The sequence below is a fragment of the Maritimimonas rapanae genome (genome assembly GCF_057837205.1).
In genome coordinates, this window is the sequence record NZ_JBYQFI010000002.1 from 665,102 (window position 1) to 689,235 (window position 24,134).

22 protein-coding genes are annotated in these 24,134 nt (G+C 33.5%); 4 read left to right on the top strand and 18 right to left on the bottom strand.

Annotated elements, in window-relative coordinates:
* Nucleotides 1–33: 33 nt before the first annotated feature.
* The 11 genes from paaC to AC3IF2_RS13135 form a co-directional block, all read right to left on the bottom strand.
* Nucleotides 34–789 carry a 1,2-phenylacetyl-CoA epoxidase subunit PaaC gene (gene paaC / locus AC3IF2_RS13085; protein ID WP_489167971.1) on the bottom strand — a complete coding sequence of 252 codons (756 nt, stop codon included), beginning with the start codon at nt 787–789 and terminating at the stop codon, nt 34–36.
* Nucleotides 790–841: 52 nt separating this feature from the next.
* Nucleotides 842–1,129 carry a 1,2-phenylacetyl-CoA epoxidase subunit PaaB gene (paaB, locus tag AC3IF2_RS13090; RefSeq protein WP_480201821.1) on the bottom strand — a complete coding sequence of 96 codons (288 nt, stop codon included), beginning with the start codon at nt 1,127–1,129 and terminating at the stop codon, nt 842–844.
* A gap of 10 nt (nt 1,130–1,139) precedes the next feature.
* On the bottom strand, nt 1,140–2,090 hold the full coding sequence (gene paaA, locus AC3IF2_RS13095; RefSeq protein ID WP_489167973.1) for a 1,2-phenylacetyl-CoA epoxidase subunit PaaA: 951 nt from the start codon (nt 2,088–2,090) through the stop codon (nt 1,140–1,142).
* Between the two features lie 16 nt (nt 2,091–2,106).
* Nucleotides 2,107–3,180 carry a 1,2-phenylacetyl-CoA epoxidase subunit PaaE gene (gene paaE, locus AC3IF2_RS13100; RefSeq protein WP_489167975.1) on the bottom strand — a complete coding sequence of 358 codons (1,074 nt, stop codon included), beginning with the start codon at nt 3,178–3,180 and terminating at the stop codon, nt 2,107–2,109.
* 67 nt (nt 3,181–3,247) lie between these two features.
* On the bottom strand, nt 3,248–3,817 hold the full coding sequence (locus AC3IF2_RS13105; protein WP_489167977.1) for a TetR/AcrR family transcriptional regulator: 570 nt from the start codon (nt 3,815–3,817) through the stop codon (nt 3,248–3,250).
* Nucleotides 3,818–3,819: 2 nt separating this feature from the next.
* The gene (locus AC3IF2_RS13110) at nt 3,820–4,434 is read right to left on the bottom strand and encodes a DUF4230 domain-containing protein (RefSeq protein ID WP_489167979.1); all 615 of its coding nucleotides are present in this window, start codon (nt 4,432–4,434) and stop codon (nt 3,820–3,822) included.
* Between the two features lie 21 nt (nt 4,435–4,455).
* On the bottom strand, nt 4,456–5,883 hold the full coding sequence (pyk, locus tag AC3IF2_RS13115; RefSeq protein WP_489167980.1) for a pyruvate kinase: 1,428 nt from the start codon (nt 5,881–5,883) through the stop codon (nt 4,456–4,458).
* A 2-nt stretch (nt 5,884–5,885) separates the two neighbouring features.
* Nucleotides 5,886–6,350 (bottom strand): IPExxxVDY family protein, encoded by a 465-nt coding sequence (locus AC3IF2_RS13120; protein ID WP_489167981.1) that lies wholly within the window; start codon nt 6,348–6,350, stop codon nt 5,886–5,888.
* Nucleotides 6,351–6,424: 74 nt separating this feature from the next.
* The gene (gene rnc, locus AC3IF2_RS13125) at nt 6,425–7,162 is read right to left on the bottom strand and encodes a ribonuclease III (RefSeq protein ID WP_489167982.1); all 738 of its coding nucleotides are present in this window, start codon (nt 7,160–7,162) and stop codon (nt 6,425–6,427) included.
* 9 nt (nt 7,163–7,171) lie between these two features.
* Nucleotides 7,172–8,425 carry a beta-ketoacyl-ACP synthase II gene (gene fabF / locus AC3IF2_RS13130; RefSeq protein WP_489167983.1) on the bottom strand — a complete coding sequence of 418 codons (1,254 nt, stop codon included), beginning with the start codon at nt 8,423–8,425 and terminating at the stop codon, nt 7,172–7,174.
* Between the two features lie 91 nt (nt 8,426–8,516).
* Nucleotides 8,517–8,753 (bottom strand): acyl carrier protein, encoded by a 237-nt coding sequence (locus AC3IF2_RS13135; protein WP_480195612.1) that lies wholly within the window; start codon nt 8,751–8,753, stop codon nt 8,517–8,519.
* A 182-nt stretch (nt 8,754–8,935) separates the two neighbouring features.
* Here AC3IF2_RS13135 and purN point away from each other — a divergent pair, with 182 nt between their 5' ends.
* Nucleotides 8,936–9,508, top strand: coding sequence for a phosphoribosylglycinamide formyltransferase (gene purN / locus AC3IF2_RS13140; RefSeq protein WP_489167985.1), 573 nt, complete (start codon nt 8,936–8,938; stop codon nt 9,506–9,508).
* Complete coding sequence (locus tag AC3IF2_RS13145) at nt 9,501–10,130, top strand: ribonuclease H1 domain-containing protein (protein WP_489167987.1); 630 nt, start codon at nt 9,501–9,503, stop codon at nt 10,128–10,130. Before purN ends, AC3IF2_RS13145 begins: the two co-directional genes overlap by 8 nt.
* Before the next feature lie 2 nt (nt 10,131–10,132).
* On the opposite strand, the gene AC3IF2_RS13150 is transcribed toward AC3IF2_RS13145, so the two are convergent.
* Together AC3IF2_RS13150 and AC3IF2_RS13155 are read right to left on the bottom strand one after the other, a co-directional pair.
* On the bottom strand, nt 10,133–10,780 hold the full coding sequence (locus AC3IF2_RS13150) for a DUF4377 domain-containing protein (protein WP_489167988.1): 648 nt from the start codon (nt 10,778–10,780) through the stop codon (nt 10,133–10,135).
* A gap of 4 nt (nt 10,781–10,784) precedes the next feature.
* Complete coding sequence (locus tag AC3IF2_RS13155; RefSeq protein ID WP_489167989.1) at nt 10,785–11,999, bottom strand: aminotransferase class V-fold PLP-dependent enzyme; 1,215 nt, start codon at nt 11,997–11,999, stop codon at nt 10,785–10,787.
* A 101-nt stretch (nt 12,000–12,100) separates the two neighbouring features.
* On the opposite strand from AC3IF2_RS13155, the gene AC3IF2_RS13160 reads away from it, so the two are divergent.
* A complete protein-coding gene (locus AC3IF2_RS13160) occupies nt 12,101–13,426 on the top strand; it encodes a serine hydrolase domain-containing protein (RefSeq protein ID WP_489167991.1) in 1,326 nt (441 codons plus the stop codon).
* On the opposite strand, the gene sufD is transcribed toward AC3IF2_RS13160, so the two are convergent.
* The 5 genes from sufD to AC3IF2_RS13185 are packed head-to-tail and all read right to left on the bottom strand — an operon-like array spanning nt 13,423 to nt 18,176.
* A complete protein-coding gene (sufD, locus tag AC3IF2_RS13165) occupies nt 13,423–14,745 on the bottom strand; it encodes a Fe-S cluster assembly protein SufD (protein WP_489167993.1) in 1,323 nt (440 codons plus the stop codon). The genes AC3IF2_RS13160 and sufD overlap by 4 nt on opposite strands.
* A 6-nt stretch (nt 14,746–14,751) precedes the next feature.
* Entirely contained in the window at nt 14,752–15,489 is a 738-nt protein-coding gene (gene sufC, locus AC3IF2_RS13170) for a Fe-S cluster assembly ATPase SufC (protein ID WP_489167995.1), read from the bottom strand.
* A gap of 16 nt (nt 15,490–15,505) precedes the next feature.
* Nucleotides 15,506–16,369 carry an N-acyl homoserine lactonase family protein gene (locus tag AC3IF2_RS13175; protein WP_489167997.1) on the bottom strand — a complete coding sequence of 288 codons (864 nt, stop codon included), beginning with the start codon at nt 16,367–16,369 and terminating at the stop codon, nt 15,506–15,508.
* A gap of 16 nt (nt 16,370–16,385) precedes the next feature.
* Nucleotides 16,386–17,834, bottom strand: coding sequence for a Fe-S cluster assembly protein SufB (gene sufB / locus AC3IF2_RS13180; RefSeq protein WP_489167999.1), 1,449 nt, complete (start codon nt 17,832–17,834; stop codon nt 16,386–16,388).
* 12 nt (nt 17,835–17,846) lie between these two features.
* Complete coding sequence (locus AC3IF2_RS13185; RefSeq protein ID WP_489168001.1) at nt 17,847–18,176, bottom strand: HesB/IscA family protein; 330 nt, start codon at nt 18,174–18,176, stop codon at nt 17,847–17,849.
* A 501-nt stretch (nt 18,177–18,677) separates the two neighbouring features.
* Here AC3IF2_RS13185 and AC3IF2_RS13190 point away from each other — a divergent pair.
* The coding region (locus tag AC3IF2_RS13190) for a Calx-beta domain-containing protein (protein ID WP_489168002.1) at nt 18,678–24,134 on the top strand (5,457 nt) is incomplete at its 3' end.

A 24,134-nucleotide genomic window follows, 5' to 3' on the forward strand; every position in this document is an offset into this window, starting at 1 on the left:
TTGTTTTATGAGATTCCTGCTTTTGCAGGAATTTTACCAGTCCATATTAGGATAGGTACGTTGCATATACTGCAAATCGGCCAATAAATATCCCAAATGCTCTGTGTGAACCCCTTGTTTACCACCTTTTTGAAACCATTTAGATTCAGGAATCTTTAAGTTAGCTTCTTCAAGTACTTCTGACACCTGATTGTAATAGGCTTCTTTTAGAGCCGTTACATCAACTCCAATATCTTCTGAAACCATAGCCTTATCTGCTTTAGTTTGATGAAATAATTCATCGGTATATGTCCATAAATCATCAATGGCTTCTTGCATTTTTTGATTACTTTCTTCAGTTCCATCTCCTAATCTCCTAATCCAATCTGAAGAAAAACGCACATGATAACTCACTTCTTTGATACATTTTTTTGCAATAGCAGAAAGTGTTAGGTCATTACTTCTCTGTAACTCCGTTAAGAATGCTAGATGGTAGATATCAAATAAAAACTGACGCCCAATTGTGTAGGCAAAATTTGTATTTGGTTGTTCAGCTAAGAGCACGTTTTTATACTCTCTTTCTTTGCGTAGCATTGCAATATCATCTTCAGCTCTTTCGTCTCTAGCTATTTTTGCTGCATACTGATAGTAGCTACGTACTTGTCCGAATAAATCTAAAGAGATATTTGTGCAAGCAATATCTGTTTCTAGGCTTGGACCATGACCACATAATTCTCCCATGCGTTGCCCAAGTATAAGACTATTGTCTGCGATACCAAGAATGTAGTTGTATAAATTTTCGTTTTTCATTCATTTACTGTTTTATGAGATCCTGAATCAAGTTCAGGATGACAGATCGATGTCACATATGTTTTACTTCGTCAGGTAAATCGTAAAATGTCGGATGACGATATACTTTGTCTTGAGCTGGCTCAAATAATTCTCCATTATTTTCTGGATTCGACGCAGTAATATGCTTTGATTCTACCACCCAAATACTCACACCTTCATTTCGCCTCGTATATACGTCACGAGCATTTTCTAAAGCCATTTCAGCATCAGCGGCATGGAGGCTACCAAAGTGTCTATGTTCTAATCCGTTTTTACTTCTTACGAAGATTTCCCAAAGTGGCCAATCTTTTGTTGCCATATTATCTCTTTTAAACTGCTTGTTTTCTTTTATTTTTCTTCTCTGCATAAGCCATGGCGGCGTCACGAACCCATTCGCCACGCTCCCATGCGCCAACTCTTGCTTTCATTCGTTCTTTATTCATTGGTCCATGACCTTTGACTACCTGCCAGAATTCATCCCAATTAATTTCTCCGAAATCATAACTACCGCGTTCTTCGTTCCATTTTAAATCTGGGTCAGGAATTGTTAATCCTATTAAATTTGCTTGAGGAACCGTTTGGTCAATGAACTGCTGACGTAATTCATCATTAGTTTTACGCTTTAATTTCCATTTCATGGATTGTGCCGTGTGAACAGATTTATCATCAGTTGGTCCGAGCATCATTAAACTTGGCCACCACCATCTGTTTAATGCATCTTGAGCCATTTCTTTTTGCTCAGGCGTGCCATTGGCCAACTTTATCATAATCTCATAGCCTTGACGTTGGTGAAAACTTTCTTCTTTACAAACACGAATCATTGCTCTTGCGTATGGTCCGTATGATGTGTTACATAATGGCACTTGGTTAATAATGGCAGCACCATCCACTAACCAGCCTATAGCTCCCATATCTGCCCATGTTAACGTTGGGTAATTAAAAATACTAGAGTATTTTGCTTTCCCAGTATGTAATTGTTCATAAAGCTCTTCTCTTGAAATCCCCAGGGTTTCTGTAGCAGAATATAAGTATAAACCATGACCGGCTTCATCTTGAACTTTTGCCAATAAAGCCACTTTACGGCGTAATGATGGAGCACGAGTAATCCAATTACCTTCAGGTAGCATCCCAATAATTTCTGAATGCGCATGTTGAGACATCTGCCTAATATGCGTTTTGCGATACTTTTCTGGCATCCAATCTTTAGGCTCAATTTTTTCATCACGTGCAATACGTGCTTCAAAATGTTCTTCTAAGGTTTTTATTTGTTCTTCACTCATAATATTGAGTTTTATTTTATACATCGAAATCGACTATTACTTTTTCTGAAGTTGGCACTGCTTGACAACTTAGCACAAAATTTTGAGCAACTTCTTTATCTTCAAGAGCATAGTTGATTTTCATTTCAACATCACCTTCCACAATCTGACATTTGCAAGTACTACAAACACCGCCTTTGCAAGCAAATGGTAAGTCAGCTCCAGCGCTTAAAGCTGCATCGAGAATATTATCATATTCCTTTGTCATTGTGAATTCAAACTCCTTTCCACCATCAACAATAGTAACTTCTACTCCTTCTATATTTTGTTTAGCTAGCCGCTCTGCTCTCTTTATATCTTCTTCAGAAAGCCCTGTGACAAATAGTTCGAAATGTACCAATTCTTTAGGTAAACCGTCATTAACTAAATACTCACTTACATAATTAACCATCTGTTCTGGACCGCAAAGAAAAACTTCACTCGTATCAGGAATGTCAATAAAGGTCTTTGTAAGAACTTTCATTTTTTCATCATCAAATCGTCCATTAAACAAATCAATATCTCTACGTTCTTTAGTTAAAAAGTAATAGATTTCTAGCCTACCGAAATACTTATTTCTTAATTGTTCTAACGCTTCTTTAAAGATAATGGATTTTGCTGTTTTATTGACATAAAACAATTTACATGTTGAATTAGGCTCAATGGCTAAGTGCGTTTTAATCATCGAAAGAATTGGTGTAATACCACTTCCCGCTGCAAAAAACAGATAATTTTTTGGTTTTTCTGGATTGCAGTTTACGCCAAATGTACCACTCGGAGCCATTACTTCTAGTTCATCACCAACTTTTAAATCTTGATTAACAAAAGTTGAAAATTTACCCCCTGGAATTTGTTTTACAGCTACTTTCCATTGATTGTCTATAGGGCTAGAGCATAAAGAGTAAGAGCGACGCACATCTTCTCCGTTAATATTTGTTTTGAGAGTTAGATGCTGCCCATGCCTAAACTTAAAATTTTCTTGTAATTTTAAAGGAATTTCGAAAGTAACCACAGAAGTATCCTCAGTTTCTTTATATATATCTGCAACTTTTAAGTTGTAAAATTCTGCCATATTTATCCTGTAAACATTAAACTAACATTTGTTAGTTTAATTGACAAATTTACGAAATATTTAGCAATTATTTGTTAATGCCGTTGATAAGGATTTGACTTAGGTTTTGCGCTAATTCTTCTGGGTTGAGGTCTTCTTTCTTGGGAATCCATAAATATAAAGACCTAAGTGTTGTTAGTATAGAAAACAGTATTGTTTCGGGGTTTTCATTTTTTAGATCACCCAATTCAATACCGTCCTTAATTATAGCTCTAAAATTATCTTCGTAATTATGACGAAGTTCTAAATAGTAATCTAGTTGTTCCTCTAAATGCATCCAATCGTTATTTAAAGATGCCATTCCAAAAGTATTATTAGAGGTAATATCAACATGTAGTTTAATAATTTGCTTTAGCTTTTCGATGCTACTTTTATCTGAATTTTTGATAACATCCATGCCTTTTGTAAATTCTTCTGCAATGGAAATGATAATACTTTTTAGAATATCTTGCTTCGAGTTAATATGATTGTAAAGGCTTGCCGCTTTAATGCCCATTTCACCTGCTAAATCACGCATAGTTACAGCGCTGTAGCCCTTTTCTTTAAACAAACTTGCAGCAGTTTGAATGATCTCTTGTTTGCGCGTTTCTATTTTCAAACTCAAGGTTTTATTTTTTCAAAATCAGAAATTTGATCAATTGTAGTTTCGTTATAGATTAGCTTCCATCCTAGAGAATTAGTGAGTATATAAAATTTTCCTAATTCACTAATAAGCCTGCTTTTTGCGTTTGTTTTTAGTGAAGAATTTTCTATTTTTTTGGAGAGGGATTTCTTTACAGTTTCCTTTATATCATTATAATCTTTTGCTTTAAAAGGGTTAAAAAAATCGGCCTGAACATCATAATATTCAAAATCAGGATTAATTTTTATTTCCTCCTCAGGAATTGACAAAATATGTAACACTTTATTTTCTTCGTCTAAGCGATAATCTATTTTGCCAAGATCATAAGATACTGTTACATCTGCATTAACAACAATTAGTGCTTTTTTTTCTGCAGTAAAATAATTACCAAATAAATCTTTAGAATTTTTATAATTAAAAACTTCACTAAAATGGCCTTCGGTAACAACAAGTTTTCCAACATTTTTGAGTTGCTGTTGTATTAAAGCTGAATTTTCTTTTAGGATTATTTTATCTTCATTTCTGTTTTCGCAGTATCTAAAAACAAAAAGAATAATTAAAGTAATTACAACTCCGAAAAGGACTTTACGCATATATTTGATTAAAATGTAAATTTAATCAATTTGACTTATACGTAATGTATTTACCATACCTTGTGCTTGTACAGGCATAGAAGTTAAATTAATTACGTAATCATTTTCTTTAGCATATCCTTTTTCTTTTGCAATTAAATTGATGTCTTCTACTGTATCATCAGTACTCACTAGCTTGTCATAATATAAAGCTTTAACACCCCAAAGTAAATTTAACATGGCTAATATTCTGCGGTTATTAGAAAATGCAAGAATATGAGTCTTTGGTCGCCATGCCGAAATTTGAAAAGCCGTATAACCACTGTTGGTCAATGTTGAAATAACTGTAGCACCTATTTGATCAGCCATCATTGCTGCTTGATGACAAACAGTTTTTGATATAAAGCGGTCATTAACACTTTGAATGAAAGATTCAGGTTTTATTATTAATGGTGAATCCTCAACACTTTCAATAATTCTTCTAATCTTTCTAATAACTTCAATTGGAAATTCACCAACTGAGGTTTCACCTGAAAGCATTACTGCATCTGCACCATCCATAATTGAATTAGCAACATCATTTACCTCAGCACGAGTTGGAACCTGACTTGTTATCATACTTTCCATCATTTGAGTTGCGATAATAACTGGTATTCTAGATTTTTTTGCTTGAAGCACTAATTTTTTCTGAATTAGCGGAACGCGTTCCATGTCAACTTCTACTCCTAAATCCCCTCGAGCCACCATTAAACCATCACAATGTGCTGTAATCTTTTTTATATTATCTATAGCTTCAGGTTTTTCAATTTTGGCTATTATAGGAATTTTATGATCTGAATGCTTATCTATTAACTCTCTTAGGTCGATAACATCTTGAGTGTTTCGTACAAAAGATAAAGCAATCCAATCAACCTCCATTTTAATTGCAAAAAGAGCATCTTTTACATCTTTTTCAGTCAATGCAGGAAGGGAAATGTTGGTATTAGGTAGATTAACACCTTTTTTAGATTTTAACTTTCCGCCTCGTAAAACTTTAGTTTTTACATTTTTTTCTCCATCTGTTTCTAAAACCTCAAATAATAATTTACCATCATCAACTAAAATTTGTTCACCCGGGTTTACATCATTAGGAAAATTTTGGTAAGTCATATAAGCTTTGTCTTTTGTTCCTTCACATTCTTCTGTAGTAAATGTAAAATCATCACCTTTTTTAAGCTTTATTTTTTCACCCATCACACCAACACGAAGTTTTGGCCCTTGTAAATCTGCTAATACAGCTACGTTATAACCTCTACGTTTATTGATTTCTCTTATTTCTTTTATTTTTTGCTCAACATTTTCATGAATAGCATGTGAAAAATTTATTCTAAAAACATTCACACCAACGGTCATCATTTCTTCCATGATATCCTTATCGTTACAGGCAGGACCTAGCGTGGCTACTATTTTTGTTTTTTTACGATTACGCATATTTAGAAAATTAAAAAATCTTTCGATTTTAAGGTTTGTGGGTTAATTGAATATGATGTAATAATGTTTTTAATGCTATTAATTTTTGAAATTATTTTTTCAAGTTGGAGATTATTCATATCTCCCTCAATTTTTAAAAAATAATCAACCTGCTTTTTTTCTTGGATTAATGATGATGTTTGATACCCATTTTCAAAAAGAGGATTTGTAGAAGTATTTTCTGATATAAAATCATGCTTATTTGAAATTAAAGACCAATAATTGAATGTTTGCTGACAATCAAATGTGTACAGTGAAAAAGAATTAGAATTCGAACCAAAATCTAGATCTTGATGATATCGTTCTAAACAAGTACTTAAAGAATTATTCAGAAAAAAAGCTAGTCTATAATCTTCTAAAGAAGTATGTATACCTATTAGGTTATAATCATGATCATCTTCATAATTTAATACTACTACTTTAGACATACTACTATTTTATGCTAAAATAAGTATTGTTTTTTTACGATCAGATAATTTTAACGAAAACGTTATAGCATCAATTAAGACAGAGAAATTATATTCTGTAGCTTATAATATGCTCGCTTAGAGGCAATTTCTTCAGCCTTTTTCTTTGAAGTTGCTCGCCCTTTTGAGACAACATCTTCGTCTAAATAAAGCTTTACGCTAAAATGCTTAAGAGAATCGTTACCGGTATCTTCATAAACATCATATTTTACACGTCTTTTTTGTTTCTGAGACCATTCGATTAATAAACTCTTGTAGCTGGTAATTTTCCCTTCGAGGCGTTCAATATCTACATAAGGTTCGATCACTACTCTGTAGATAAATCGTACAGCATATTTATAACCTTTATCAAGAAAAATAGCCCCTACAAGCGCTTCAAAGATATTACCATGAACATTGTCTCCAAAATTTTGTTTAGGTACATTACTAATAACAAACCTTATTAATCCAAGATCTCGTCCAATTTCGTTTAAGTGCTCTCTACTAACAATTTTTGAACGCATTTGTGTTAAATAGCCTTCAGTACCTTGAGGAATTTTTTTAAATAAGAAATGAGCAATTACAGCACCTAGTATAGCATCACCTAAAAATTCTAATCGTTCATAATTAAGAGGCTTGCCATCTGAGGCGGTTTTTTTTAATGAACTATGTGTAAAGGCCTTTTTGTAGTGGCGTAATTTATTAGGTTTAAAACCAATAATATTTTGAATTTCTGCAAAAAAAATCTCGTCTTGTTTAGAGCGAGATTGTATTATTTTTTTTATAAAATTCATTTATTAGTTCTATCCATCAATTTTTTTAAATAAAACACAAGCATTATGGCCTCCAAAACCAAAAGTATTACTCATAGCAATTTTTACATCGCGTTTTTGAGCTTTATTTAGCGTTAGATTTAATTCTGGATCAATGTTTTCATCTACAGTGGTGTGATTAATTGTTGGTGGAACAATTCCGTTTTCTATTGATAAAATAGAAGCAATAGCTTCAATAGCACCAGCAGCACCCAATAGATGACCTGTCATTGATTTTGTTGAATTGATATTGATGTTTTTAGCATGATCACCAAAAACTTCTTTGATTGCTTTTAATTCGGCTACGTCGCCAAGCGGGGTAGATGTACCATGTGTATTAATATGGTCTACTTCTTTTGGGCTTATACCAGCATTCTCTAAACAATTTCGCATTACAGCCATAACACCAATTCCTTCAGGATGCGGAGCTGTCATATGATAAGCATCTGAAGATAATCCGCCACCTAAAACTTCGGCATAAATTTTTGCACCTCGAGCTTTGGCATATTCATATTCCTCAAGAATAATTGCGCCAGCACCTTCACCTAAGACAAAACCATCTCTAGTAGCATCAAAAGGTCTCGATGCAGTTTCAGGACTTTCATTTCTTGTTGATAAAGCATGCATAGCATTAAACCCTCCCATGCCGGCAATAGTAACAGCGGCTTCGCTACCTCCAGTTACAACTACATCACAATGACCTAAACGAATATAATTTAGGGCATCTATCATAGAATTTGCTGAAGACGCACATGCCGAAACTGTTGTATAATTTGGCCCCATAAATCCATGTTTGATAGAGATATTACCAGGAGCAATATCTGCAATCATTTTAGGAATAAAGAAAGGATTAAATCTTGGGGTTCCGTCTCCTTTAGAATAATTTAAAACTTCATCTTGAAAAGTTTCGAGACCACCTATACCAGCGCCCCAAATTACCCCTACACGAAGTTTATTAATAGTATCTAAATCGAGACCAGCATCTTTAATAGCTTCGTCTGATGAAACCATGGCATACTGTGTGAATTTATCCATTTTACGAGCTTCTTTTCTATCAAGAAAGTCAGTAGCGGTAAAATTTTTGACCTCACAAGCAAAACGAGTTTTGAATTTTTCTGTATCGAAATAAGTAATTGGTGCAGCTCCGCTTTTTCCATTAATCAAGCTGTTCCAGTACTCTTCAATATTATTTCCTATTGGCGTTAAGGCTCCAAGCCCAGTTACAACCACTCGTTTTAATGCCATATTAAATATGTAAATTAGTTAGGTTAGTTGTTATAAAGAACTACGAGCATATCACCGTGGTGATGCTCGTAGTTTGATAAGTATCGTTAGATTACTTCTTAGCTTCTTCTATATAGCTTATTGCTTGACCAACAGTTCCAATATTTTCTGCTTGGTCATCTGGAATTTGAATATCGAATTCTTTTTCGAATTCCATAATTAACTCAACAGTGTCTAATGAATCTGCTCCTAAATCGTTCGTAAAGTTAGCTTCAGTAGTTACTTCATTTTCGTCAACTCCTAATTTATCAACGATAATCGCCTTTACTCTTGATGCAATGTCTGACATAATTTTCTAATTTTTAAATTTAAAATCGGGGCAAAAATATAAAACTTTGGTTTAATACAACCTTTTACCGCGAAAATATGAGGTCTAATTTATAAAAAAATGTTCAAATTTTTACTTTAATTAAACTTCAATTGTTAATAATAATTCTTTTTTTTGCGAAAACAATTTTATAGCACTTTTTTATGAAACGTATTGTGATTTTTGCTTCTGGTTCTGGCACTAATGCAGAGAACATCATAAAGCATTTTAAAGATAGTGCTATTGCAACCGTTGTTCGAGTGCTTTCTAACAATGAACATGCCAAAGTTTTGAAAAGAGCTAAAAATCATAATGTCAGTATATTAACATTTACAAAAGATGATTTTTTGTCAGAAAATTCTATATTAAACCTGTTGAAAGAAAAAGCAGATTTTATTATTCTTGCCGGATTCTTATGGCGTGTTCCAAAAAAGATCGTTGAAGCTTTTCCTAATAAAATCATTAATATTCATCCAGCTCTATTACCAAAATATGGTGGAAAAGGAATGTATGGGATGAATGTTCATAAAGCTGTAGTTGAAAATAATGAAGCTGAAACGGGTATTACAATACATTATGTGAATGAAAATTATGATGACGGAGCTATTATTTTTCAAGCATCTGTTAAGTTGGATGAAAATGACACACCAGAAAATGTAGCGAACAAAGTACATGAATTAGAATATGAGTATTTTCCTAAAATAATTGAAGAAGTTATAAAAAACACTAATGGCTAAGAATAAATTTTATGTGGTTTGGCGAGGCCATAAAACGGGTATATTTAAAACTTGGGTAGATTGTAAAGAGCAAATAGATGGCTTTAAAGGCGCGCAGTATAAGTCTTTTTTAAGTGAGTCAGAAGCTAAGGAGGCATTTAGCAGAAATTATGAGGATTATAAAGGAAAGAACACAAAAAAAGTAAAATTAACAGAAGCAGAAAAAAGAGCTTATGGTAATCCGATTTTAAATAGTATTTCTGTAGATGGCGCTTGTAATAAAAAAGGAGATTCAGAGTATCAAGGAGTTTATACTGATACAAAAACCGAACTTTTTTTAGAAGGCCCTTTTAAAAAAGGAAGTAATAATATCATGGAATTTTTAGCCTTGGTTCATGCATTAGCCTATTGTAAAAAACATCGTTTAGACCTTCCAATTTACTCAGATAGTAAGATTGCAATAAACTGGGTTCAGAAAAAATATATTAATACTAAGGTTGAAAAAAATAAAGAGAATAAAAAGTTGTTTGAATTAATTGATAGAGCTTTAAAATGGTTAAAATCAAACTCGTATAATAATAAGATATTAAAATGGCAAACCAAGGCATGGGGTGAAATTCCTGCAGATTTTGGTAGAAAGTAAAATTATTCAGTTACTAAATTACAAGCTAGAAGTTCTTCATTATCCTCAGCATAAATAATAAGTTTTTCACCATCAATTTTATAAGACTTCGCTTTTTGTAAACAATTAAAAAAAGCTTTTTCTACATTCATATTCGTACAATACATCTTGGTAGCCATAGCCAATCCAATAGAAATGGTATTATCTTTTATAGTATAACTTGCTCCATAAGAATTACACCCAGCGTTTCCAGAAACTTTTCCATCTTTAAATGTTAAGGTAGGTGTTACTGCTAGAGAATCCATATCTATCATTTGGTTTACTTTCCATGCACCAGACAACCCTTGAACATTTTTTGCTTTTTGTTCGTTAGGTTCTTGATAAATAACTTTAACTAACTTGTACTTTAAGCTTGAACCATCTGCTGGTGGATTATCAACTTTACTTATATTTACTTCGAGCTTGTAAGTAAAACCTTCTTTATAATCAAACCCCTCTATTTCATCATAAAATAGCGTCCAATCTTCTTCTTTATTTTCTTTTATTTTCATGCATTTTTGAGAAGCCACACCATCACAATCAGTAAGGTGATCAGCAACGTAAATAACTTTTTTTTCATCACAAGATGTGATAAGAAATATTAGAAATAATAAAGAAAATAATTTGTACATAATTTTAATTTAACATTTGTTTTGCCTTTTTAACAGCGTCTACTAATTTAAGAATTTCTTCTTTGGTATTGTAAAAAGCAAAAGATGCACGTACTGTGCCAGAAATTTGATAGAAATCCATAATAGGTTGCGCGCAGTGATGACCTGTACGAACGGCTATCCCTATTTTATCTACTATAGAACCAATATCGTAAGGATGAATTTCTTCAATATTAAAAGAAATGACAGAAGTTTTATTTGGTGAAGTTCCATAAATCTTCAATCCTTCTATTTCGAGCAATTTCTCGGTGCCAAATTCAAGTAGTTCTTCTTCATAAGCAGCTATATTTTCGAAACCAATACTATTCATATAATCGATTGCTGCACCGAAAGCAATACCTCCACAGATATTAGGTGTGCCGGCTTCAAATTTATGAGGTAATCCCGCATAAGTGGTTTTTTCAAAAGTTACTTCTTCTATCATTTCGCCACCACCTTGATATGGAGGTAATTTATTTAACCATTTTTCCTTTCCGTAAAGGATTCCAACACCAGTTGGACCACACATTTTATGAGCTGAAGCTACATAAAAATCAACATCAAGCGACTGAACATCGGGCTTAATGTGAGGGCAAGCTTGAGCTCCATCAACTAAAACAGCTGCATCTACTTGATGCGCTTTTTGTATAATTTCTTCTAAAGGGTTAATAGTGCCTAAAGCATTTGAAATATGATTTACAAAAACCAATTTAGTTTTTTCAGAAAGTAATTTATCATAAACATCCATTAGTAATTCACCTTCATGATTTATAGGGATTACTTTAAGTATAGCACCAGTTCGCTCACATAACATTTGCCAAGGCACAATATTAGAATGATGCTCTAGAGCAGAAACGATTACTTCATCGCCCTTTTTAAGAAATTCTGTAAACCCTGTGGCAACTAAATTTATACTATGTGTAGTGCCCGAAGTAAAAATAATTTCATGTGTTTTTTTAGCATTAAAATGCTGCTGGATTTTCTTTCGAGCATCTTCGTATTTATCAGTAGCTTCTTGACTCAGTGAATGCACGCCACGATGTATATTTGCATTATAATTTGAATAATAGCCTACAATACTATCAATAACAACTTTAGGAGTTTGTGAGGTTGCTGCATTGTCAAAATAAACCAATGGTTGCCCATTCACTTTACGTTGTAAAATTGGAAAATCAGCCCTTATTTTCTCAATATCTAACATCTATCTTTTTTAGAATCATTCTAAATACAAACTTACAAAACAAAGTAGATTTTTCTTAGATTAATATATATTTGTTTTCAATTGAATTTATCTTTTAAAGAATGATTAAAAAGGGTTTTAAATATCTGTTATTATTAGCTGTTTTAGGGTTGATTTATTTTGTTTATAATCAATATCCACGATTAAATATTTTAGCTGGATATTCTGCTAAAAACATGAGTTCTTCTGTTTATCTTGCTGAAAGAAGTTTTGAATTTACTGACTCGCACGATAATAATTTTTCACCAGTTAATTTAGCCTCAGATGAAGTTAATACCGAAGATAAATCTACAACAGCTTCAGTTTACGGATTACTTACTAGAAAAGCAATTTATAGAGAAGGTTTGGGGAGTGTTTTGGTGCCAAAAGGTTATAACGAGAATGAAACTTTTTTGGCTCCAAATAGAACCAAAATTAAAACTAACTTATCCTATCCTTATGGAGATCTCCCTCAAAAGGATACTGTTTTTGCTAACATCAATTATCAAGAACTTAATAACATAGTAAATAAAGCATTTGATAGTTTAAATAAAACACGAGCTGTTTTAGTAATATATAAAGATCAAATTATAGCTGAAAAATATGCTGATGGGTTTGATAAAAATTCTAAAATATTGGGTTGGTCTATGACCAAAAGTTTAACAAGTACCATTTTTGGAATTCTACAAAGCCAAGGAAAGTTAAGTATTAGTGATAAAGCCCCAATTGAAATTTGGAAGAATGATGATCGCTCTGAAATTACCATAAATAATCTATTGCAAATGAATAGCGGTTTAGAATGGATTGAGGATTATAATAATATTTCTGATATTACTAAAATGCTTTTTTTAGCAACTAATATGGGAAAAGTACAAGAAGGCAAAGAGTTTGTTGGTAAACCAAATGAAACATGGAATTACTCTTCTGGAACAACGAATTTGCTTTCTAATATTTCACGATCCTATTTTAATTCACATCAAGCATATTTAGATTTTTGGTATGCTGATTTTATTGATAAGATTGGTATGCATTCTATGACGGTTGAAACTGATTTAGATGGTAATTATGTAGGCTCTTCTTATGGTTGGGCAACACCAAGAGATTGGGCTAAATTTGGTCTTCTCTATTTGCATAAAGGGAATTGGAATGAGCAACAACTATTTGATGAATCTTGGGTTGATTATGTTACTACACCAACCAATACTTCTGAAAGCAGGTATGGAGGGCATTTCTGGCTAAATGCAGGTAGTTACTACCCAAATGCGCCTAGAGACTTGTATTCTGCGAACGGTTACCAAGGACAACGTGTTTTTATTGTACCATCTAAAGATTTGGTAATCGTAAGAATGGGCTTAAGTTCTATGGATTTTAATGGATTTTTGAAAGGTATTACCTCAACAATTAATTAAAGATCAAACCCTAAATCAACTCCTAACTTTTTTGCAATTAGTTTAGTGATTCTTGCTTTAAGTTCAGGTATTTTAATCTTTTCTAATGCATCATTTGCAAAAGCATATAGTAACAATCCTTTCGCCTCTTTTTTAGGAATTCCACGTGAGCGCATGTAAAATAAAGATTCTTCATCTAATTGACCAATAGTACAACCGTGAGAGCACTTAACATCGTCAGCAAAGATCTCTAATTGTGGTTTCGAATTGATAGTCGCTCCATCATCCATTAGAATGTTGTTATTCTGCTGAAAAGCATTGATTTTTTGAGCTATTTTGTCAACTATCACTTTTCCATTAAAAACACCAGTAGCTTTATCGGCATAAATACCTTTGTACAATTCATTACTCTCGCAATTTGGAGATTTATGATGTACTAGTGTATGATTATCTACGTGTTGCTTATCACCAATAATTGTAATTCCGTTAAGGTTAGAAGTTATATGTTCACCTTCTTGATGAAATTCTAAATTATTGCGTGTAAGATTTCCACCAAACGAAAACGTATTTATCGAAACAATGCTATTTTGCTGTTGTTTAACATAGGTGTTGTCAATTAGAGAAGCAGATTTATGATCATTCTGAATCTTGTAATAATCAACTATTGCACGTTTGTTTGCAAATATTTCGGTAACCGAATTCGTTAAAATAACATTTTCACTCAAACTTTGATGACGTTCTATAATTTGCACATGCGAATTTTCGCCAACAACTACTAAATTACGAGGTTGTAATAAGGTTTCTGACTCATTACCAGTAGAAAAATGAACGATCTGTATCGGTTTTGGTAGTACAGTATTTTTTGGAATATGAATGTAAGCACCTTCTTTTGAAAATGCAGTATTTAATGATGTTATACTGTCTTTTTTGCAGGCAATGGTATTGAAATAATGATCAATAACCATTTTATATTTTGGCTTTTTTAAGGCGGCAGAAATTAAACAAATATCATAGCCATCATGAGTTGTTTCAGATAAAAAAGAACTGTAAACGCCATCAATAAAAACAATTTTATACGATTCTATTTCGTGTAGGAAAAACTTTTTTACAGCTGCATATTCTAGAGCTGTTTCAGCCTCAGGAAATACATTATAATCATGCTTTAGAACAGAACGTAGTGAAGTATATTTCCATTCTTCATCTTTTTTAGTCGGAAATCCGTTTTCTTCAAAATGTGCAAAAGCTTCTGTGCGAATATCGTGAACAGAACTATCTGTGTCTGTACTTACTTTATTTTCAAAAGCTAAGAATGATGCTTCTAATTTTTCCTTTAAATCCATCTTCAATTATTTCAACCAGTCGTACCCTTTTTCTTCTAACTCAAGCGCCAATTCTTTACCGCCAGATTTTACAATTTTACCATCATGCAAAACATGTACAAAATCAGGTACGATATATTCGAGTAGACGCTGATAATGTGTGATAACAATCACAGCATTATCTTCACTTTTTAATTTATTAACGCCGTTGGCTACAACTTTTAACGCATCTATGTCTAAACCAGAATCTGTCTCATCTAAGATTGCCAACTTCGGTTCTAACATTGCCATTTGAAAGATCTCATTACGTTTCTTTTCGCCGCCAGAAAATCCTTCGTTTAATGAACGAGATAAAAACTTACGATCTATTTCTAATAGTTCTGCTGTTTCACGAATTTTCTTTAACATATCCTTAGCGGGAAGCTCATCTTTTCCGTTTGCCTTACGAGTTTCGTTTATAGCAGTTTTAATAAAGTTGGTAACAGTAACACCAGGAATTTCAACAGGATATTGAAATGACATAAAAACACCTTTATGCGCACGTTCTTCTGGAGCTAAATCTTCTAGATCTTCTCCGTTAAGAGAAATTTCACCTTCAGTAACCTCATAATCCTCTCTTCCTGCAATTACTGCTGATAACGTACTTTTTCCAGAGCCATTAGGGCCCATTATAGCATGTACCTCACCTGGATTAACGCTAAGATTAATTCCTTTTAGAATACTTTTATCTTCTATACTTGCATGTAAATTCTTTACTTCTAACATATCATAAATAATTAAGCTATTGCTTGCTTAAAAGTTCTTTTAATCGTTTAAAATCTTTTGGAGAATGTTGTATAAAAACAGTAGCGTTTTTTTCTTTAGCTAAGATTTCAAAATCCTCCATACTTTTTAAAGTCTGTTCAACATTATAATTAAATGATGGTACTCCTTTAGTTGCTCTATTTTCTTCAAAATGGTATAGATCGCCAGTTAATAAAATAGGTTGCTCTAAGCCTAGATCAAGATATAATACTTGATGACCAATGGTATGGCCTGGCATAGATTTTATAACAACGGTACTATCACCAAACACATCATAATCCCCATTCAATAGTTTAGTATTTGTTAGCTCTTTTATAGAATTATAAATACCAGCTTGTTTAACTTTAGCGGAATCGTTTGTTATGAAATTATATTCATTTTCTTGAACTAACCAAGTAGCATTTTTTAAGTAATTAGCATGTCCAGTATGATCGAAATGATGATGTGATAATGCTATATAATCAATACTGTCTATTGACATGTTAATAGCTTTCAGTTGATTGTTTAGCGAATCTTTTCTAGAAATTGTAAATGCGCCACTTGGATCAGTAAATGGTTCCTCTAGACCAATCAAATTTTCAGGCAAACCAGCATCCCACATTAAATTCCCTTTAGGATGAGAAATCACGTAATAAGCATCGGTAAATTGTTTAGATTGACCTTGGTAAGTGGTATCTTGAGAAAATAATTCTAATTTATTTACTAAGATATCACCGCCATCTAGAATATGTAAAGTTACTTTAGGTTTAGAAGCTTCTACTAAATTTGCATGGTCTTCTTTTTTAGAATTTTTACAAGAAATAAATGCGAAAGCAGCAAATAAAATGATGATGTTTTTCATGATGATAGGTTTTAGATTAACCAACAGATCCTTCAAGGCTTATTTCCAATAGTTTTTGTGCTTCTACAGCGAATTCCATTGGTAATTTGTTTAGTACTTCTTTACTAAATCCGTTTACAATTAAAGCAATGGCTTTATCAGTATCAATACCACGTTGATTACAATAAAATAATTGGTCTTCGCCAATTTTTGAAGTAGTAGCTTCGTGCTCAACTTGAGCAGATTTATTTTTAGTTTCGATATACGGAAATGTATGCGCGCCACATTCATTACCCATTAATAGAGAATCACATTGCGAAAAATTGCGAGCATTTTCTGCACGCTGATTTATTTGTACCAATCCTCTATACGAATTTTGTGATTTACCAGCCGAAATACCTTTAGAAATAATCGTCGATTTGGTGTTTTTACCCAAATGAATCATTTTAGTGCCAGTGTCAGCTTGTTGATAGTTATTAGTAACAGCAATAGAATAAAATTCACCTACCGAATTATTGCCTTTTAAGATACAACTTGGATATTTCCAGGTAACTGCAGATCCAGTTTCAACTTGTGTCCAAGAAATTTTAGAATTTGTTTCGCACAACCCACGTTTTGTAACGAAATTGAAAACACCACCTTTTCCTTCTTTATCTCCAGGAAACCAGTTTTGAACGGTAGAATATTTTATTTCAGCGTCGTCTAAAGCTATTAGCTCAACTACGGCTGCATGTAATTGATTTTCATCACGGGCAGGGGCAGTACATCCTTCTAAATAACTAACGTAACTGCTCTTGTCGGCAACTACCAATGTACGTTCAAATTGACCAGTGCCACCTTCGTTAATACGGAAATAAGTAGATAGCTCCATTGGGCATTTTACTCCTTTTGGGATATAGCAGAATGAACCATCGCTAAATACAGCACTATTTAATGCAGCATAAAAATTATCGGTTTTTGGCACGACAGAGCCAATGTATTTTTTTACTAGTTCAGGATGTTCTTGAATAGCTTCTGAAATTGGGCAGAAAATAATACCTTTTTCTGCTAATGTCTCTTTAAAAGTTGTAGCTACAGAAACAGAGTCCATTACTATATCCACAGCTACGTTAGACAAACGTTTTTGTTCATCTACAGAAATTCCTAATTTTTCGAATGTTTTTAATAATTCAGGATCTACTTGGTCTAAACTTTCTAATTCTGGTTTTTGTTTTGGGGCAGAATAATAAGAGATGTTTTGAAAGTCAGGTTTAGGGTAGTTTACATTCGCCCAATTAGGCTCCTTCATTTCTTGCCAGATACGAAAAGCATCCAAGCGCCATTCGGTCATCCATTCTGGCTCGTTCTTTTTCTTAGAAATCGCTCGAACAATATCTTCGTTTAAACCAATAGGAAACTTGTCAGCTTCTATATCTGTATAAAAACCATATTCATACTCTTTGGTTTCGAGTTCTTTCTTTAAATCATCCTCGGTATACTTACTCATGCTATCAAAAAATTAAAGTGCAAAACTCTCACCACAACCACAAGTTCTATTGGCATTTGGGTTGTTAAAGACAAATCCTTTTCCGTTAAGACCACCTGAATATTCTAAAGTGGTTCCTACTAAATATAAAAAGCTTTTTTTGTCTACTATTATTTTAATATTGTTATCTTCAAAAACCTTATCGGTTTCTGTTTTACTTTTATCAAAATTCAATTCATAAGATAATCCAGAACATCCACCACTCTTAACACCAACGCGAACAAAATCGGTTTGTGCATTAAAACCATCTTCTTGCATTAACTGAACTACCTTTTTTTTCGCTGTTTCTGAAACTTGTATCATACCTGATTTGTTACAAATTTTATAGAATGCAAAGTTACACTAATAGAATGTAATTTAGAAATATTTTAAATAAGAAATCAATTTAAATGTTGTTAATAGTGATGGCGAGCATTAACTATCAATAATTCAATACTATAATAGAATTTAAAACGTTATTTTATATAGTGTGAAAAACAAGTTATCAACATTTTTTTTAGGTTATTAACATAATGTTAACAGAGTAAAATCTGAAATATATATTTGTGTAATTTATCAATAAGGAGTTAAAGCCAAATTTCATTGATAGAATAACATAAAAAGCTAAAGAAAAAGTGTTAATCACTTAAAAGATAAACAGTAATACATTTCCCTTCAATATTACTAAGTAATATTTTATGGGATTTTTGGTTTTAAGGGTGTTCTAATTTAGTATAGGAGTAACTATTTAGAATATTAAGAAAAAGAAATATTAAAAATGTGACTTGTAAAAATATTTAAGAGTCTAACATTCTTAAGTAGTGTATGGTAAAAACAATACTCAGTAAACCAAATTGTAAACTAACCTTGGGTAATTTTCAAAATATAAGAGCTCTTATATTTGTTTTTGTATTATTTCTATTTTCTTCAAATATATTTGGACAAACACAGTGTGCTTTTGGAGGTACTAATTCTGGCATAACAGTAAACCCAACAGCTACTACACAAACAACAGGAAATATTGGTGCAGGCGATTATTTTTTGATGAATGTTGTAAGTGGAGGCACATATACAGTAAGCACATGTGCCAATGGCACATTCGACACACAACTTTCAGTTTTTAATAATGCAACTAGCGCTGGTATAGGAGGAAATGATGATTTTTGTGGTACTAGATCTCAAGTAACATTTATCCCTACTTTTACTGGCCAAGTTAGGGTGTTATTAAATAGATTTGATTGTAATACTAATAATCAAGGTAATTCTGATTTTGGAGTAGAATATTCGGGTTTTTTACCAACTCCAACAATGACAATAAATGATATATCTGTTAATGAAAATGCGGGCACTGCTTCATTTACCGTAACTCATACAGGTGTAAATGCATCTGGATCTTTCACAGTAAACTTTACTACAGTAGATGGAACCGGTGTAGCAGGTACTGACTATACAACTACAACAGGAACATTAAGTTTTAATGGAACGGTTGGTGATACAGAAACTATTAATGTACCTATTATAGATAATACACTATATGATGGTGATACCAATTTCACTATTCAATTTACTTCAGTTTCAGATGGTTCTGTTGATATTACTGATACTGCTACGGGTACAATTGTAGATGACGAAGTTATTCTAAATGATGTTCCGCTAACGTTATACGAACAATTTAGTGGTTATTTTGATTATGGAGTGACAGGAGGAACATTTAGAACTAATGATAATGCAACTAATCCTTGTAGTATAAATACTACTTCGACTGCTGTGGGTCTTACTACAACTATTCCTGCAGGAGCGACTATTCGAAGAGCTTACTTAGCTTGGGCACACTCTAATCAAACGGCAGATACGCAAGTCACTTTTGAAGGGCAAACAGTCAATGCAATAGAGGCTAATAGTTACACAGCTTCAAACAATCGGCTTTTTTATGGAATGCTTGCTGATGTAACTTCAATAATATTATCAACCCCTAATCCTTCAACCGAAACATATACGCTTACAGGGCTTACAATCGATAATACTGATAATGTTGGTACTTATTGTAGTCAAGCTACAGTATTAGGTGGCTGGTCTTTAATGGTTTTTTATGAAGAACCAACGTTGCCTGCCGTATCTATTAATTTTTATAATGGTTTTGATGGAGGGCAGTTTGCTACAACAAATTTTACACTATCTGGCTTTTATGCAATTGGTTCTTCGGGAGCAAAAACTTCAGTATTGTCTTGGGAAGGAGATTTAGATTTAGCAAATAATGAATTACTTACTTTTACTACACCTTCTTCAGGAGGGGCACAAGTTTTAAGTGGTGATGGCGACAATAATGGTACAACAGTCAATAATCCATTTAATTCTACAATCTACGACAATACTGCCGCCCCAGTTGTAAATAATACGACCTCTTACGGAGTAGACTTAGATACTTATGATGTTTCTACTTTTATACAACAGGGTGATAATACAGCAACTACGTCTGTTCAAGTTGGTCAAGATTTAGTAATTGTAAACTCTGTATTATTAAAAGTGCCTTCAAACCTTATTGGTGGAGTAGTTTTTGAAGATGTTAATTATGGTGGAGGTGCTGGAAGAAATCAAACAACTTCAAGTGGAGTGCCAATACAAGGAGTAACTGTTGAACTATATGATAATTCGGGAACACTAATTGACACCGACGTAACAGATGTGAATGGAGAATACCTTTTTGGAGGTATGGCAGACGGAACATATAGTGTAAGAGTTGTCAATAATACCATACAATCTACAAGAACAGGTGGCTCAAGCTGCACTACTTGTTGGCCAGTACAAACCTATAGAGCAGATTTTTCATCTAGTACGCTTAATCCTGTAACAAATGAAGTTGGTGGCGCTAATCCAAGTAGTCAAGATATAGCAGCTGGCACTCTTACCGGAGCTCAATCTGTTGCAACCGTATCTATTTCTAGTGAAGGAGCAGTTGATTTAGATTTTGGATTTAATTTCAATACCATAGTAAATACAAATGCTACTGGACAAGGATCTTTAGGGCAATTTATTGAAAACTCTAATAATTTAGGAAATACAGCTTTAGATATAGTAGCTAACAGTATTTTTAATCCGGCAGCTGGCGAAGATACTTCGATTTTCATGATCCCAACTTCAGATTCTAATTTCTCAGGAGGAATCTTCACCATTACACAATCGACACAATTGCCAGCTATAACAGATACAAATACTTTTATCGATGGCAGAACACAAACTGCAAATATAGGAGATACAAATACTGGAACAATTGTAGGAGTAAATGAACCCGAAGTTCAAATTAATGGCGCATCTTCAGGTGATGTTTTTAGAGTTCAAGCAAACGATGTTACCATACGGAATTTGGCTATTTATGGAAATGGTAATGATGGTGTAAGTGTAGAATCAGGTACGAGTTCGAATCCTGTAATAATTACAGAGAATTACATTGGTGTAAATGCAGACGGTAATTTTGTAACTGCTTTAGAAGATGGGGTTGAAGTAACAAGTGCCGGTGTAGGACAGATTTCAAACAATTATATAACTCAGAATTCAGATAATGGTATCGAATTGCTGGGCAGTAATTCTTCCGTAAGTTTAAATACCATAAATAATAATGGTGATGCTGGAGTAGTCGTAGGCGGAGGAACTACTTCAGGTAACTTAATCTCTCAGAACTCAATTTATGCTAATGGAACCAGTGGAGATGCTTTAGGAATAGATATTTCTGATAATGGCGTATCGCTAAATGATTCAGGTGATGGAGACACCGGACCAAACGGAACGATTAATTTTCCTGTTTTTGATGGTTCACCAATTATTCAAGGAGGAAATCTTATTCTTAGAGGATGGTCAAGACCAGGGGCGACAATAGAGTTTTTTATATCAGATATATCTGAAGGCAGTGCAGCTCGCGGAGATAATCAAATAGGTCAAACTCAAGATTATGGCGAGGGGCAAACATATTTAACAACATTAGTTGAGGGGAATGGTTCAGATCTTAGCGGAGCTTCATCATCTTATACAGACCCAGACGGCAATACTGATAATACAAACTATTTTGAATTCAGTATTCCATTACCTGGAGGTGTTTCATTAGGAACTATTATTACTGCAACCGCAACTATTAGTAATTCTACTTCAGAATTTTCTCCAAATACATTTATAGATGCTGATAATGATAATGATGGTATTGCAGATGTTACTGATGAAGACGATGATAATGATGGAATTTTAGATATAGCAGAATCAAATGGTGTTGACCCAAGCGCAGATTTTGATAATGATGGTATTCCAAATTATCTAGATCCAGATTATTGTACACTTAATGGATTTGGAATCTGCACAAACCTTGATCCAGACAATGACGGAATACCAAATCACTTTGATCTAGATAGTGATGGAGACGGATGCCTAGATGTAGATGAAAGATACATTACTGTAATAAGTAACCCAGATCCAGATAATGATGGTATTTATGGTTCAGGCGCCCCAACGGTTACTGCTACAGGTCGTGTAACTACAGCAAGTTATGCTGATACAAGTCTAATTTTTTTAAGCGCAGCAATAAATCTTTGTGATGATAATGATAATGATGGTGTAGTAGATGTTGCTGATTTAGATGATGATAATGATGGAATTTTAGACATAGACGAATGTGAGTTTGAAGAATTTGGTACAACAGGATTTATTACGTCTGCAACATTTAACACTACAGGTAGTGCTGGTGGCCCGATCGTATTAAATAGCATAACAGTAAGTGGTACTGTTTATACAGAATTTAAGTTTCCTGATTCTTATACATCAAATTTTGCCTCTCAAGGCATGACAGTAAGTGATGCTGAAAATTTACAGCATGGTAATTCCCTTCATGATTATGTAACAACTCCAGACTGGAACAATCAAATTTTGCAAGCATTTCAATCCAATGATATCAATTGGATGCAAGAACTCAATGGAGCAGGCTTGGCTGGAACAACAGCATTCTGGGAACTTCACTATAATACCCCCATTTATGTTAATGGAGAGAGTATTATTTGGCTTTCAGAAAGACATGTTAATAACGGTTATGTTCTTGAAGCATATGATGTTTCTGGCAATTTAATTGGAACACAAACAGTTAATGTTTCAGATTTAATTAACTCAGGAATTCAGGCAAACCATACTCCTGGAGGTACTGGAGAATTAGGAATTGCACTATTACCTTTAGACCAACTCGCGCCATTAGGATCAAATGTTGCTTCTATAAGAGTGTATGATAACATAGGTAGTAATGATGCAGGTGATGGAAAATTAATTATTGTCGGTTCAGACCCAAGTAGTTTTCTAGTTTGTAATACGGATACGGATGGAGATGGAGAAATAAACATTTTTGATTTAGATTCTGATGGAGATGGTTGTGATGATGTTATTGAAGCAGGTTTTACAGATCAGAATGGAGATGGTATTTTAGGAGATGTAACTACAGTTGTAAATTCAGACGGGCTAGTAATAGATGATAATGTCGTAGATGGATATACAACCCCAGCAGATGGAGATTCGAATGGAACTCCAGATTTTCTTGAAGGTGGTTCGGTTCCAACAATTAGTAACCCACAACCGTCAAGTCAAACAGTTTGTGTAGGTGATAATGCTAGTTTTACTGTTAATGCTTCGGGCTCAAACCTAACGTATCAATGGCAGGTAGATACTGGAGGAGGTTTTACTGATTTATCTAACGGAGGTTTTTATTCAGGTGTAGATGGAACAACATTAACAGTTACTGGAGTTACCGAAAGTTTAGATGGTTATCAATATCAAGTTATAGTTACTAATACTGCTTTTTCTTGTAATAATGCAATTTCTATTCCTGCCACTTTAACAGTGCCAGATGTTACTTATACTATTGGAAGCTCAAACCCATCGACTTGTGGAGGGTTTGGTTCAATAACTTTATCAGGTTTAACAGCAGGTGAAACATATACAATTAATTATTTAGATGATGGGGCTCCAGTATCGGTAAATATTGTAGCTACTGTTGGAGGACAAGTAATTATTGATAATCTAAATGCTGGTAGCTATACAAATATAATTCCTTCTTTATCAGGATGCTCAGGATCTTCATCAGATATTACGCTTTCTGATCCCGCTTTACCATCCGCACCTACGGTAACGACACCAGTAGAATATTGTGTTGGAGATACGGCGAGTGCATTAACAGCAACAGGTACGAATTTATTATGGTATACGGTATCTACGGGAGGTACTGGTAGTGCTACAGCACCTACTCCAAGTACGTCTACAGCG